At 50.7% G+C, this 13,210-nt stretch carries 14 protein-coding genes; 4 read left to right on the plus strand and 10 right to left on the minus strand.

Annotated elements, in window-relative coordinates; all coding sequences use genetic code 11:
- Nucleotides 1-68 precede the first annotated feature (68 nt).
- Nucleotides 69-1,568: a malate dehydrogenase (quinone) gene (gene mqo, locus FED52_RS13455; RefSeq protein ID WP_138860207.1), complete on the minus strand. Its 1,500-nt coding sequence runs from the start codon at nt 1,566-1,568 to the stop codon at nt 69-71.
- Between the two features lie 171 nt (nt 1,569-1,739).
- On the opposite strand from mqo, the gene FED52_RS13460 reads away from it, so the two are divergent.
- Together FED52_RS13460 and FED52_RS13465 are read left to right on the plus strand one after the other, a co-directional pair.
- Nucleotides 1,740-2,201: a DUF2691 family protein gene (locus FED52_RS13460; RefSeq protein ID WP_138860208.1), complete on the plus strand. Its 462-nt coding sequence runs from the start codon at nt 1,740-1,742 to the stop codon at nt 2,199-2,201.
- A 32-nt stretch (nt 2,202-2,233) separates the two neighbouring features.
- Nucleotides 2,234-2,785, plus strand: a complete 552-nt coding sequence (locus tag FED52_RS13465) for a histidine phosphatase family protein (RefSeq protein ID WP_138860209.1) — start codon at nt 2,234-2,236, stop codon at nt 2,783-2,785.
- Nucleotides 2,786-2,831: 46 nt separating this feature from the next.
- Here FED52_RS13465 and FED52_RS13470 read toward each other — a convergent pair whose 3' ends face one another.
- The 4 genes from FED52_RS13470 to FED52_RS13485 form a co-directional block, all read right to left on the minus strand.
- Nucleotides 2,832-3,695, minus strand: coding sequence for a DegV family protein (locus FED52_RS13470; RefSeq protein ID WP_138860210.1), 864 nt, complete (start codon nt 3,693-3,695; stop codon nt 2,832-2,834).
- A gap of 89 nt (nt 3,696-3,784) precedes the next feature.
- Nucleotides 3,785-4,297 (minus strand): methylated-DNA--[protein]-cysteine S-methyltransferase, encoded by a 513-nt coding sequence (locus FED52_RS13475; RefSeq protein WP_138860211.1) that lies wholly within the window; start codon nt 4,295-4,297, stop codon nt 3,785-3,787.
- Nucleotides 4,284-5,183 carry a DNA-3-methyladenine glycosylase family protein gene (locus tag FED52_RS13480; RefSeq protein ID WP_138860212.1) on the minus strand — a complete coding sequence of 300 codons (900 nt, stop codon included), beginning with the start codon at nt 5,181-5,183 and terminating at the stop codon, nt 4,284-4,286. The genes FED52_RS13475 and FED52_RS13480 overlap by 14 nt, the downstream gene beginning before the upstream one ends.
- A complete protein-coding gene (locus FED52_RS13485) occupies nt 5,140-5,733 on the minus strand; it encodes a bifunctional transcriptional activator/DNA repair enzyme AdaA (protein WP_138860213.1) in 594 nt (197 codons plus the stop codon). Before FED52_RS13485 ends, FED52_RS13480 begins: the two co-directional genes overlap by 44 nt.
- A 195-nt stretch (nt 5,734-5,928) precedes the next feature.
- Between FED52_RS13485 and mprF the strand changes: the two genes are divergently transcribed.
- A complete protein-coding gene (gene mprF / locus FED52_RS13490; protein WP_138860214.1) occupies nt 5,929-8,427 on the plus strand; it encodes a bifunctional lysylphosphatidylglycerol flippase/synthetase MprF in 2,499 nt (832 codons plus the stop codon).
- A 149-nt stretch (nt 8,428-8,576) separates the two neighbouring features.
- On the opposite strand, the gene FED52_RS13495 is transcribed toward mprF, so the two are convergent.
- The 5 genes from FED52_RS13495 to FED52_RS13520 all read right to left on the minus strand — a co-directional run bounded on the left by FED52_RS13495 (nt 8,577) and on the right by FED52_RS13520 (nt 11,856).
- Complete coding sequence (locus tag FED52_RS13495; protein WP_138860215.1) at nt 8,577-9,149, minus strand: DUF1349 domain-containing protein; 573 nt, start codon at nt 9,147-9,149, stop codon at nt 8,577-8,579.
- Nucleotides 9,133-9,663, minus strand: coding sequence for an NUDIX hydrolase (locus tag FED52_RS13500; protein WP_138860216.1), 531 nt, complete (start codon nt 9,661-9,663; stop codon nt 9,133-9,135). Before FED52_RS13500 ends, FED52_RS13495 begins: the two co-directional genes overlap by 17 nt.
- A 13-nt stretch (nt 9,664-9,676) precedes the next feature.
- Nucleotides 9,677-10,171 carry an LURP-one-related/scramblase family protein gene (locus tag FED52_RS13505; protein ID WP_128123835.1) on the minus strand — a complete coding sequence of 165 codons (495 nt, stop codon included), beginning with the start codon at nt 10,169-10,171 and terminating at the stop codon, nt 9,677-9,679.
- A gap of 633 nt (nt 10,172-10,804) precedes the next feature.
- Nucleotides 10,805-11,458 (minus strand): FusB/FusC family EF-G-binding protein, encoded by a 654-nt coding sequence (locus FED52_RS13515; protein WP_138860217.1) that lies wholly within the window; start codon nt 11,456-11,458, stop codon nt 10,805-10,807.
- A 131-nt stretch (nt 11,459-11,589) separates the two neighbouring features.
- Complete coding sequence (locus FED52_RS13520; protein WP_138860218.1) at nt 11,590-11,856, minus strand: CD3324 family protein; 267 nt, start codon at nt 11,854-11,856, stop codon at nt 11,590-11,592.
- A gap of 558 nt (nt 11,857-12,414) precedes the next feature.
- Between FED52_RS13520 and FED52_RS13525 the strand changes: the two genes are divergently transcribed.
- Complete coding sequence (locus FED52_RS13525) at nt 12,415-13,188, plus strand: aminoglycoside 6-adenylyltransferase (protein ID WP_138860219.1); 774 nt, start codon at nt 12,415-12,417, stop codon at nt 13,186-13,188.
- Nucleotides 13,189-13,210 lie beyond the last annotated feature (22 nt).

Genomic DNA, 13,210 nt, shown 5'->3' on the forward strand with positions numbered 1-13,210 from the left:
TATGGATTAATTGTCTTACAATCAAAAAGAAAAAGCGAGAATATGAACATATCCTCGCCTGTACTCGCTTAATTGTGGACGACGCCTTTCTCTTTCAAGCCGAGCGCCATTGCTGTCGATTCGTGAATCGTCTTGAACAGTTCCGGGTGATCGGAGAGTGAGACGCCATAAGACGGCACCATCTCTTTGATTTTCGATTCCCATTCCGGCATCCGATTCGGGAAACACTGCTCGAGCACTTTTAACATGACGTGCACGGCCGTTGAGGCACCCGGTGACGCACCAAGCAGCGCTGCGACAGATCCGTCTTCGGCGCTGACGACTTCCGTCCCGAACTGGAGCGTCCCTTTGCCGTCCGGCGTGTCTTTAATGACTTGGACTCGTTGTCCGGCGACGACGATTTCCCAGTCCTCGTTCTTCGCCGTTGGGATGAATTCGCGGAGCTCGTCCATCCGTTTGTCATGCGACAAGAGCACCTGTTCAATCAAATATTTTGTGAGCGGCATCTCTTTCGCCCCGGCCGCGAGCATCGTCACGACGTTGTACGGTTTGACCGATTGGATGAGGTCGAGGTTTGAGCCCGTCTTCAAGAATTTCGGCGTAAAGCCGGCGAACGGTCCGAACAACAACTCTTTGCGCCCTTCGATGAAGCGCGTGTCGAGGTGCGGCACCGACATCGGCGGTGCGCCGACTTTCGCTTTGCCGTATACTTTCGCGTTGTGCTGTTCGATGACGTCACGGTTCTTACAGACGAGGAACAGACCACTCACCGGGAATCCACCGATATGCTTCGACTCCGGGATGCCTGTCTTCTGAAGAAGCGGCAGGCTGCCGCCACCGCCGCCGATAAACAGGAATGGCGCCGTGTGCGTTTCGATTGTGTTCGCCTGAATATCCTTTACCTTCACTTCCCACAGCCCGTTCGCCAACCGTTTGACGTCCTCGACGCTATGCTTGTAATTGACCTCGACACCTTGGCCGGTCAAATGATCAAACAGCATCCGTGTGAGCGCACCGAAGTTGACGTCGGTACCTGAATCGATTTTCGTCGCCGCGATCGGCTCATCGACGGAACGTCCTTCCATGACGATCGGCATCCAGTCACGGAGTTGTTCCGGGTCATCCGATAAAACCATTCCTTCAAACAACGGATTATTTGTTAGCGCTTCCAAACGTTTCTTCAAGAAGTCGACGTCTTTCTCGCCTTGGACCATGCTCATATGTGGAATCGAACGGATGAACGCTTCCGGGTTTTGAATCAAGCCTTTATTGACGAGATGCGCCCAAAACTGACGCGAGATTTGGAACTGCTCGTTCACGTTGATCGCTTTCGAAATATCGAGCGTACCATCTGGCTTCTCGGTCGTATAGTTCAACTCACAGAGGGCGGCATGTCCCGTCCCGGCGTTATTCCATTCGTTCGAACTCTCTTCCCCTGCACTTTCGAGCTTCTCAAACACTTTGACTTCCCACTCTGGTACGAGCTCTTTAAAAAGCGACCCGAGCGTCGCACTCATGATACCGGCACCAATCAAAATGACGTCTGTTCTCTTTTGAACACTGCTCATGAAAACCCCATCCTTCTCCCCTGGATTTGTGTATGAGACGATTCGGTAAATCCCCATTCGCCGACTCGCCCCGTTTATAATTGTTATATTGATTATAACGCTTTTGTGATGTTTGATAAGGGTTAAGTACGGATTTCATCCATGAAACTTTTGAAGGGAGGAGTTGAATCCGTGAAGCGCGGCATCAGTTTTAAAATCCCGAATACATATGGGCGCTTTCTGACCGACATGTTAAGTCCCATCGATATCACCTCTTACAGCTGGTTCGTCGGTAGTGAGGAATCGTATCGTGTGAAGGACGGCGATCTTGATCACCCGTTGTTTCCTGAAGAGACCGAGATGGACGGCGAAACGTTTTCTCATTTGATTCATCAGGATGAGCACTATCTCATCTTCGTAAATTTAAAGGGCTTTTCAAAAGGACCGGTGAAAGACATGGAGACGTATGAGGCGTTTCGTGATAGCCATTGTGTCCTCGCCCTGCTCATCGTCGACTCCACATTCGTCGATATGTACTGCAAAGATCAACAAATGATTGAATCACTCTATACATACGCCCTATCCCGTTCCTTCGAGGACGTCGCCTATTTGACTGACGCCAACGATACGAGGACGAGTTTGACCGTCTGGTAAGCACCCAACCCTACAACGAAGGAGGATCCATCATGTCTACGTTCTATCTCATCCGCCATTGCTCGGCCACCGGACAAGAGCCGGACGCCCCACTCACCTATGCCGGTGAACGACAAGCACTCGCCCTCGCTGACTTCTTTCAAGACATCCCTGTCGACCGCATCATCTCAAGCGACTATACGCGAGCCGTCGCCTCGATCACTCCGGTCGCCACGTCTAAGCAGTTGACCATCGAGACGGAGCCGAAGTTGCGCGAGCGTATCCTCTCGCTCGAACCGCGCGACGATTGGTTCGAGTTGCTTCGTCATTCGTTCACCGATGCCTCGTTCCGTGTCCCGGGTGCCGAATCGGGTCAAGAGGCGACGGATCGGATTTTGAGCGTCATCACTTCACTCGACGACGTAAACGGCACGACCGTCCTCGTGACGCACGGCAATCTCCTCGCGCTGCTACTCCAATATGTGGATAACCGCTTCGACTTTGACACGTGGCGCAATCTGAGTAATCCCGACGTCTATCACCTCAAAATTGTGGATAACTCTTGGTACGTGGAACGTGTCTGGTCTGTCCCTGCCTGTGGATAACGTTATCCACAGAAAAAGCCGTCTCATGAATGAGACGGCTTTCGTTTTATTTTTCCACAAAAAACATTGAGATGGCACCAAGACCGACATGCGTCCCGACCGAGACGCCCATCTGCATGAGGTAAATCTCGCCGTCAAAGTCGGATTCGGCTTGAATCTTCGCCTTCAAGTTCTCGGCAATCTTTTGATCGGACGTATAGCCGATGATGACAAAATTGGTGATGTCCTTGTCGCAACGTTTGATGAACTCGTCCGTATAGTGCTTGAGAACTTTACGCGTTCCGCGCTCTTTGGCGACAATGGCCCCTTTGCCATTCTTCATGCTCATGATCGGTTTGACCATCAACAGCTTGCCGATGATGGCGCTCGCATTCGAGATGCGGCCGCTTTTAATCAAATGGTCCAAGTCGTCGACCGACAAGAAGTGCTTCACTTTCAGCTTATACTTCTCGTTGAAGTCAACGAGCTCCTCGAACGTCGCCCCGGCTTCACGCATCTGGGCGCTCTTCATTAACAACCAGCCGCTGCCGTGGCTCATCGAACGAGAGTCGACGATATGAATTTTCACCGTCGAATCAGGATGTGCCTCTTCGAAATATTCTTTTCCGAGCACGGCCGATTGATACGACCCACTCGTCCCGCTCGACATACAGATGCATAGAATCTCGTCATGTCCGCTCTCGACGGCCTCTTCCATCAGCTTCATAAATGTCGCTGGGCTCGGCATCCCCGTCGTCGGGAATTCCGGTAGCGCTTCCAACATTCCGTAAAACTCATCGGGCTGGATGTCGACACGGTCCTCATACGACTTGTTGTCAATCGTAATGATGAGCGGCGCGACGCCAATCTCGTATTTTGCTAAAATCTCATCGGATAAATCACAAGTTGAATCTGCCAATAATCTAATCATAGTACCCTCCAAAAATCGCTCCTGAGTGACGAGAATCGTCCTAGACCACTACGTCGATTCAGACGTCACGATAGGACTTCTCCATTGTATCAGATATGGAGGGGTAGAAGTTTTTTTGCCAGGCCTGAATATGCGTTGGTTTGCTCGTGTCGAAGCAACCATTCCTTTCGCCACAGTCCGCCCGCATAGCCCGTCAACGTCCCGTTCGATCCGATGACGCGATGGCACGGGATGACGATGCTCAACCGGTTGCGCCCGTTGGCACTGCCGACGGCCCGCACGGCGCGGTCACGGCCGAGTGTCACGGCCAGTCCGCGATACGAGGTCGTCTCGGCGTATGGAATCATGGCCAGCGCCTGCCACACGTCCTGTTGAAACACCGTCCCCTCGACTTCAAACGGGAACGTGAACGAGTGCCGGCGTCCGATGAAGTATTCCTCGATTTCTCGATGGCACGTTTTCAACACGTCCGGCGTCATTTCATCCGCTTCAAAGCGGACATCATCGCGTTCAACGAACAGGATGGAACGGATGGCCGTCTCTGTCCCGACAATCTCTAGAATTCCAATCGGACTCACATAGTCCAGTCTATACGTCTCCATACAACGACCTCCATAGATAGAATGTGGCGTACGCCTCCCACCCGGCAAAGCGTTCCCCGTACTGCCTCACTTCGTCTGCCGTCAACTTGTCGCTTCGCCCAAGATGATGCTTCAACGCCTGATGCAGACCAGCGTCCGCAACCGGGAACGCCGTCGGATCTTGGAAACACTTCATCCGGACATACGCGGCCGTCCACTCCCCGACACCGCGTAAGCTTAACAACCGTTCATGCATCACGTCGGGTGGCTCGCTGCGTAACTGCTGTTTCGACAATCGTCCGTCCGTCATCTCCTGGGCGATGCCGATGATATATTCTGCTTTCCGGGTGCTGAATTGGAGCTGTCTCAGTTCACTCGGGTCGAGCAGCGCAATCGTCTCAGGATTTGGGAACGCCCAGTACGTCACGCCGTCCACTTCCCGGGATGGTCCATACTGCTCGACGAACCGTCGTTTCAGCGTATAGGCGAACGAGAGTGTGATCTGTTGACCGATGACGGCCCACGTGAGCGCCTCGAACAAGTCCGGGAACCCGATCAGGCGTAGCCCCTCGTACTCTCGGACGAGCGGACGCAACAGTTCATCCGTCTCGGCCATCCACACGAACGCCGCGACGTCTTGGTCGAGGTCGAACCAGTCGCGGACGTAGCGCTCCACGTGTTTCTGTTCCGAGCTCGTGATGTCGTCTTCCGGGAACGTGATGACGAGGCCGTGAGCCGTCTCCATGATATCCCCTAGCAGCAATCGTCCGTCCACATCGAACAGCTTTGAGACGGACGTTTCACGGGCGACATGCATCACTTCATCGTCAGAGCGTCGCAAAAATTGCAGACATTGTTGAAAATCAAACGGAGCGGTGACGTGAATCTCGAACGATGAGCGACTCATCGGCTCCCCCCTTTCGATACATGCTCGGTGAACATCCCTTGAGACGTCGGAAAACGCGATAAAAGTTGGACGGGGTTTGAAAGCCGACCTCATAACAGATGGCGAGATTGCTCATGTCCGTCGTCCGCAACAGATGGGTCGCCTTGTCGATGCGAACCTTTTCGAGCAGACGGCGCGGCGTCTCGCCCGTCGCTTGGGTGAACGTCCGCTCGACATAGAACGGGCTCAAGTTGACGTGCTCGGCAATCTCCTCAAGCTTGAGCGGCCGTTTGTAATGCGTGAGCACGAACGCCGTCACGTCATGGACGAGCGCGCTCGCCGGACTACGGTCGACCTCGGGCTGACATCGCTTACACGGCCGAAAGCCGGACGACTCCGACTCCGCTTCCGCTTTCGTCTCATAAAAATCGACATTCTCCCGCTTCGGCTTCCGCGAGCGGCACGAGGGCCGACAGTAAATCCCGGTCGTCTTGACCGCGGTATAAAACTGTCCGTCATACGCCGCGTCACAGGCGAGCACTTTCTCCCACTTCTCTTCAAACGTCAGCATCTCAGTCCACCCCCTTTGTTCCAATGTATCAGATTGATTTTCGTTCACTCGTCCTGTTTCTTGCCCTTACAGTCTACATTCCCGCGATTCACGAATCTCATTGATTTTGAATCCGTCTCCCCCTTTGACTCGTACTATGATTACGCGACTCGATTGAGTACACTTTAGCTAATCAAGTCAGAAGGAGTACATACGATGCAAAAGCGATTTTCCTGGAAACAACTGAAATGGTTGCTTCCATTCCTATTGATTGGATTGATTCTTTATCAGAGCGGCCAAGAGCTCCAAAACCTGTCGCTCGCCGCGGCGTTTCAAACGTTAGAGGCGTTGACGGGCTTCGAACAGATTGCCTTGATCGGACTCGGGCTCGTCGCCGTTTTGACGATGACCGGCTACGATTACTTTTTACTGCGCTCGCTCGACGTCCAGCTCCCGCTCTCGAAGCTGCTTCGCGCGGCATGGATCACGAACGCGATGAACGGCATGATCGGGTTCGGCGGCGTCATCGGCATCGCGCTCCGAACGTCGCTGTATCGACCGTATACGGACACGAAACGATTGCTCCGGGCCATCGGCTGGATGACCCCGACACTCATCAGCGGCTTGTCGCTACTTGCCGCAGGGGTGCTGCTCGGGCTCTTCCCGGCCGGTGCGCTCACCGCAACGAAACAATGGATTTGGCCAGTGCTCCTCGCGACACTCGCCGTCCTGCCGCTCTACATCTATGTGACGCGGAAGCGGTCGAACTTGGATTGGCCGACCTTGGTCGGCTATATCGCGACGTCACTCGCCGAATGGGTAACGGCCGGACTCGTCGCCTTGTATGCCCTGCATTTACTCGGGGGCGAAGCGTCGCTCCCGGCCATGATGGGTGTCTTCATCGTCGCGACCATCGTCGGGGTCGTCTCGCTCGTCCCGGGTGGTGTCGGTTCGTTTGATTTATTATACCTCGTCGGGATGACCCAGCTCGGCATCGACCAAGAGATCGTCTTGTCTTCCTTGATCGTCTATCGCTTCGTCTATTTCATCGTCCCATTCATGATCAGCCTGTTTTTGGCGGCCCTCGTCTTCGGAGACCAGGTCGTCAAACAGATCGAGTATAAACCGATCATCGGGTCGTCCTATGAGATCGGGACCGTCGTCTGGCGCATCGTGTCGCGCACACTCGTCAAGACCGGACGGCTCGCCGGAAGCCTGATCGCATTGATGACGAGCCTCGTCCTTTGGTTCCAGACGCTGTTACCGAGTGTGTCACCGCTCTATTCGACCGCCCTCTGGGTACAGTGGGTCGGTACGCTCGCGCTGTTCACGGCCGGTCTGTTGACACTCCTGACCACGTTCGGGATGTACATCCGGACGAAACGTGTGCTCTGGCTCGTCGGGGTCGCCTGTGTCGTCGCCGGCATCGGTGTCATCGCGCGCGGCTTCAACCTGTTTGAAGCGTTCGTCGTCGGTGGGTTCGCCTTGTTCGTCTGGTTAACTCGCACCCAGCATAAACGGTATCGCTCCATCGTGACTGTCAGCCGCTTCGTTCGGAACATCGCCTATGTCGGCCTTTATGTCGGTACACACGCGTTTCTGCTGCAATCGTTCAGTCAGACGGACACGATCTTCTTTTATCCGGACGCAGCTGCCGGATTGAGCATCGCCGCCGTTGTCTTATCCGGACTAGTGTTGATTAGTATCTTCACGCTGTTCAACCGATTGAAACGCCCGCAACTCGGTACATCCTTCGAACCGTCCCGCTTCGCGTCGTTTCAAGCTATGCATGCGACAACAAGTGCTTTCGATTTAGCTTATATGAAGGATAAATCGATTTATTATGGTTCAGACGACGAGGCGTGTCTGTTGTTCGCGGTATCCGGCAATCACGCCATCGTCCTTGGAGATGTGCAAGGCGCGCGCGACGCCGCGTCACACCTGTTGCTCGCCTTTATCGAAGAGACGGATCGCCTCGGCTATATCCCACTCTTTTATCAAGTCACCCCGGATTGGATGCCGCGCCTGCACGACGCCGGGTTCACGTTCTTCAAGCTCGGTGAAGAGGCGACGGTCGACGTCGCCACGTTCTCGCTCACCGGCAAAAAGCGCGCCAACATGCGCTCGCTTTATAACCAATTCACGAAGCGAGACTATACGGCTGACATCGTCATGCATCCATCGCCCGACTTGATCAAGTCACTGCGCTTCATCTCGGATGACTGGCTCGGCAATCGAAGCGAGAAAGGATTCTCGCTCGGCTTTTTCAACGAACAGGCTTTGACCCATTATCCGGTTGCTCTCCTACGTGATGACACGGGACAAGTCGTCGCCTTCATCACGTTGCTCCGCGGCAGTGATACCGTCTCCATCGATTTAATGCGCTCTAAGAATGATGCTCTGCCCGGCTCGATTGAGGTGCTGATTCTCCATGTAATCGAGTGGGCACGAGCCAACGACTACGCCTACGTCGGTCTTGGCATGGCGCCACTCGCATCGGTCGGTGAGCACACGTTCGCGTACTGGCCGGAACGGATTGCAGCCGATATTTTCGAAAACATCAGTTATATCTACCCGTTCAGCGGGCTTCGTCAGTTCAAACATAAGTTCAAACCGACGTGGGAAGCTCGATATTTGGCCATTCGAAAGCGTCGGAAGCTACTACCTTCTTTGCTTCGGACGGCACGGTTGATTAGCCGGAAACGAGAGCTTTAAACACGAAAGAGCGTCTCACACGCGAGGCGCTCTTTCGTGTTACGTCATGAGTGAAATGTCGGGCATCTAAAACTGATACATTCTCTTTAATAAGATGCATTTCTGTGTTCAACTCTTCTTTTAACGAATATGGTAGCACCGACCTTATATCAAGTCGATGCTTCCGTAACTGTCCAATCTGAAATTGTGACGTTGAATCCTGACGCCTTCGGATCCGGACTACAGGCGTACGGTCCGATGCGTAACGTCGAGACGTCATGGAGGTGAGCGATTCGCAACTGTTCACGCGTACCCCCCTCGTATTCGAAGAACACCTCAACATCGCCATCGGTGTAGCCGAGTTCAAACGTCAACGGTTCACGGATGGCGTCGTTCGGGAAATCACGTGTCGACCAATCCGAGTAGCCAAAGGACGTGACGACGGCCCCAAGGTGTGACGGTCCGTCCGGAATATATTCGACGGACGTCTTAAGCCAATGCTCGTCGTTAACGTATAACAGGATGCCGGCCTGGTCATATGTATGGCTCGGATCCATCTCAATCGTCGCGCGACATGTGAACCGCTTAGACGCCACATCCGTCACCAAAGCGTGGGCCGTCATCCGGTTGAACCCGTAATGGGTGTTCCGCCAAAAGTCGGTGTCGGGTGCTGTCTGGAACGTCAAGCTTTCACCGAGACTCACTTCGTCTGGTTCATTGATCCACTTATATGACTTCCACATGATTGATACCTCCCCATTGTCCTCGCATCGCGAACAGCAACGGAATCATCGGTTCGTGATACGGAATAAATTTCCCTGACCTGATCATATCAAGAATCGTCGCCTCATCCGCCCATTGCACGGCTTGCACTTCTGATGGTTGGAGCGTCAACTCATCGAGGTCAACTTCTGCTTCGACGAGATAGATATCATCGAACCCTTCGTCAAAGTTGACCGTCAAATGGGGCCGTGTGTTAGATAAATCAAGTTTCAGCCCGATCTCTTCTTCAAGCTCGCGCATCGCCGCTTGTTGACTCGTATCGCCGACCGTGGCGCTACCGCCGACGGTGATGTCCCACATGTTCGCCCAACCGTCTTTGAACGGTTGGCGCTGCTGAATCAACATCTGTCCATCCTTGTTGAAAATGCAAACGTGGATGACGAGATGATAATCATCTTGAGGAAGGCGTATCCCTCGTTGCCACGTTCGCCCTGTTTTCTTGCAGTCTACATCATACACATCCCAAAACTCCATCGTTCCATCCCCTTTACGTCGCGGCGCTCGAAGATGCCGCTTGATCTGCTTTGACGCAGTCGATGGCGACGACGATTGAGATGAGTAAGTGTTCCATCGTATCATCGACTACTCGAATTTCGTACGTATCGCCCCACGTTAGCCACTTCTTTTGGACACTACCGATGACATGTCCGTTTTGGCGTACTTCGAAGTTCATATCCCACCAGTTGCCATCGACTTCAATCCCGGCTGCATCAATTGTGTAGCGCGGCTTGAAGAACGTGAACTCTTTTGAAATCGTTAACGTCTCCTCCCCCTCGACATCGACGTAAAATGTCGGCAAAAAGCTGAATGTCTTTTTCGTAATCGTCGTAATCTCGTATCCATTCTTGTCAGAAATCGTGAACGACTTCGGTAACTTCATAAAACTACCTTCTACAAAATAAAGATCGTTCTCATCTGCATCTTTGATACTGAACCGGCCACGTAGGCTGAAAACCTTTTGTTTCATGTAGAGCGTGTTCATCGTCATCCCTCCGATTGTATGTGGTACCTTATATACGAAACCATACCCGAAATCGATTCAGAATCTTTCAACACGCAACGTGAGGTGGACTAAGGAGTTCTAGAATGTCTGTCAACTCATTAACGATGTAGTCCGCTTGGTGTACATTCATTAACATACTCGAATCAAATCGTTGGGAACATCACTTTCGTCATCGATTTTCATGATTATTTCCCGGGACAAGGCTGGTCAGATTTCGTTGCTATCGTGTTGACATGGTGGATTGACAATGGCCACGCCCTCTTATTCGCCCCGTTGCAGGAAACCTACTCATTCCAATTCATGGACGGTCCAATTCAAATAGCTGCTAAAAAAGTGACCGGCACAGAAGTTGAGCTCACATTGATAGAAGAGGATCGTCCCTAAACAATCCTGGGAACGGTAACACTTGTGGAATTAACAAAGGCACTCATCAAAACGAGCCGGCAGTTAATTAACGCCGCAGACCGAAACGGATGGAAAAACGAGGAGATCGACCAGCTACGTCATACCGTCAAATCACTTCAGGCATACTAATAGAGAACTAAGCATTAGCATAGCTAGCGATCTATTAGGCTCTATGCAAAAAAGATCGACGGACAGTCGATCTTTTACTCACTCTGTCAAAGCTGTTTCGACGAACGTCATTAAGCCGTTAAGATTTGTCATTTTTTCGTTGCACGTGGCACTATCTGTACAGATATATGTCCCAATCGCTTTATAATAGTCAGGATTTTTGGCTTGTTTTGCTTTCGTGATAGTCACACAATATGAGACTTCTGCCAACTGATTACAGAAGGCACAAATGTTTTTCTTCGAATTCGGGCTTGGCTTACACTCAATCCCAATCAGCTGATGATCTTCCTTCTCGCAAAGGATATATTTTCGATTAGAACGCAAGTCATTCCAACTCATATAGGACATCCGATTCACATTTAGACCCGCTACGTCTGGAAGTTTCAGCTTTTTCTGTTTTGGAAACAGTTTTTTCACTTGTTGTTCCGAAACGTGTGGAAACGACCGGACATGGGGTCTTAATCCATCTATAAACATGTCATATGATTCATCTGTTTGTAAGGTTGACACGTCGATCATTGCGAGCTGAGATGGCGTCGCTTCTGGAAATAGATATGAAATTTTGGCATTGGCCAAATCAATGACAGCTTGTAATACGGAGACCGGTAAACTTTTCTTTCGACTATCTCGAATGATTTCTACTTGTTCTCGAATGTAATTAAATTGGTGGTTTTCAATAAAACGCTCTAGCATGTTCAGTCATCCTTTCCAATCCTGACTTCTTTTAGTGTAAAGGATTTTGCACTACAAATATGTACCTACTTTAAGTTAGAACTGTTTTATATAAAAAACGGCACAATCGCAAACATGCGTTGTGCCGCTAATTATTTTGAAATGTAGATGATTTTGCGAATTGTACTGACAGACAAATGGTATTCATCCGCCAATTGATCGACCCCGGTCCCTTTCGCAAAGGATATCCGAATCGCTTCGTTACGCTTTTCAAGTAGCTTTTTCCCGCCACTGACCGTTCCCCAACGCTTCTTTTCTTGAACTGTCCGGGGCACATAAAGTGTTTCCCCTTGGACGTATCGTTGAACTTCTTGAAGCAATTTCTCTGGAAGAATGTGTTGCGCATTTACGTACTTCATATCTGCTCGCTCCTTATAAGAATTTCGACAATAAGGAAGCAAAGCCATTGTTGTAAAAAATTATATAGCGATCAACTTATACATTCTGCCCCATGCAAACGATCGCCTTTGTGACAACTGGCTTTGCATGAGTGATTGAAGACTTAGAAAATCTCAAACGATTTTCCACGTATATGCGCCCCCTTTCAAATCACAAGATGTCTATTCCATTATACAAAATAACTCGTTACTTTTGATACAAAAGTAGGTCGACATAAAGTCATCACCTATTTTCACACTTAACGAATCATCATGTGTGCAAGAACTGTCTGTGAGCACTTCACCGGCGTTGTCGCCAAACGATTTTGTATCTGGACAATCGACAACTAGCCACCAGTCTTTTTATGACTGGCCCCTTAACATACTGTTCTGATGATTCGTCTCTGAATTTATAGTTCAAAGTTGGCTTATACGCTCACTAGTTATGTATAACCTTTATTCCATCCTTTTATAAATTAAAAGGATTCGCCTTTGATTGGTAGAATAAGGATTTATCATCTACGAAATTGAGGTCATTCTATGTACAGTACAGTTGAAAGAGACACACAGTTCCAACACGTTCTTAATCACTTACAAACTGACACAGGCGTTCAAGGGGTTGTTCAGCTCGGCTCCGGTGCCGCAGGATATCAGGACCGCTATTCCGATATCGATTTAATGGTGGCTGCCCGCCCTGATGTTGACCCCCAATCAATCAAGCAGAATTTAACCGACTACTTTCTCCGATTATCCCCTATTTTCGTTAAAGAAAAGCAGTTCGGACCGGACATCTTTTTGCTGATTGTCCTACTCGAGAATCGCTTGGAGTTTAACATCTCTATCGCCCCACTCGAACTACTCCCGGTCCGTTCTCCACTTTGGAACGTCGTGGTCGATCGGGACGGGCAACTCCTCCAACACATGGAGATTGAACATGAGCGTTTTGTTGAGAGCCCGATTCGATACGAGACCAGTGATGTTCCCTTTGAGTTTATCTATGCCTCGCTAGCACTGGAGAAAGAGTTGAAGCGAAACAATCTCATTTATGCTTTGAAGATGCTTGAGACGTTGCGTGAGTTGACGTTGACAGCCCAGACATTGAAAGAGGGACGAAAAGCGCATCAATTCAAGGCTTATCACACATTGAACCGTTCGTTCATCGAGGATTATTTACAGACATATCCTAATTCAATCGACCCGATATCCATCCAACGTGCCAAACAATCGATTCACACTTTATTCTCAGCCTGCTTGGAAGACCATCCACAATATAAACTTGAACCGTATATGCAGCGGTTGCTTTATGAAGAATGACAATCAAAAGCGTCTTTGTAGA

Source organism: Exiguobacterium mexicanum, from assembly GCF_005960665.1.
In the GTDB taxonomy this organism is placed as follows: Bacteria; Bacillota; Bacilli; order Exiguobacteriales; family Exiguobacteriaceae; genus Exiguobacterium; species Exiguobacterium mexicanum_A.

What these genes read in the sequence shown, in the direction of transcription:
- mqo (WP_138860207.1), bottom strand. Translation starts at nt 1,568, where the DNA reads ATGAGCAGTGTTCAAAAGAGAACAGACGTCATTTTGATTGGTGCCGGT.
- FED52_RS13465 (WP_138860209.1), top strand. Translation starts at nt 2,234, where the DNA reads ATGTCTACGTTCTATCTCATCCGCCATTGCTCGGCCACCGGACAAGAG.
- FED52_RS13470 (WP_138860210.1), bottom strand. Translation starts at nt 3,695, where the DNA reads ATGATTAGATTATTGGCAGATTCAACTTGTGATTTATCCGATGAGATT.
- FED52_RS13475 (WP_138860211.1), bottom strand. Translation starts at nt 4,297, where the DNA reads ATGGAGACGTATAGACTGGACTATGTGAGTCCGATTGGAATTCTAGAG.
- FED52_RS13480 (WP_138860212.1), bottom strand. Translation starts at nt 5,183, where the DNA reads ATGAGTCGCTCATCGTTCGAGATTCACGTCACCGCTCCGTTTGATTTT.
- FED52_RS13485 (WP_138860213.1), bottom strand. Translation starts at nt 5,733, where the DNA reads ATGCTGACGTTTGAAGAGAAGTGGGAGAAAGTGCTCGCCTGTGACGCG.
- mprF (WP_138860214.1), top strand. Translation starts at nt 5,929, where the DNA reads ATGCAAAAGCGATTTTCCTGGAAACAACTGAAATGGTTGCTTCCATTC.
- FED52_RS13495 (WP_138860215.1), bottom strand. Translation starts at nt 9,149, where the DNA reads ATGTGGAAGTCATATAAGTGGATCAATGAACCAGACGAAGTGAGTCTC.
- FED52_RS13500 (WP_138860216.1), bottom strand. Translation starts at nt 9,663, where the DNA reads ATGGAGTTTTGGGATGTGTATGATGTAGACTGCAAGAAAACAGGGCGA.
- FED52_RS13505 (WP_128123835.1), bottom strand. Translation starts at nt 10,171, where the DNA reads ATGAACACGCTCTACATGAAACAAAAGGTTTTCAGCCTACGTGGCCGG.
- FED52_RS13515 (WP_138860217.1), bottom strand. Translation starts at nt 11,458, where the DNA reads ATGCTAGAGCGTTTTATTGAAAACCACCAATTTAATTACATTCGAGAA.
- FED52_RS13520 (WP_138860218.1), bottom strand. Translation starts at nt 11,856, where the DNA reads ATGAAGTACGTAAATGCGCAACACATTCTTCCAGAGAAATTGCTTCAA.
- FED52_RS13525 (WP_138860219.1), top strand. Translation starts at nt 12,415, where the DNA reads ATGTACAGTACAGTTGAAAGAGACACACAGTTCCAACACGTTCTTAAT.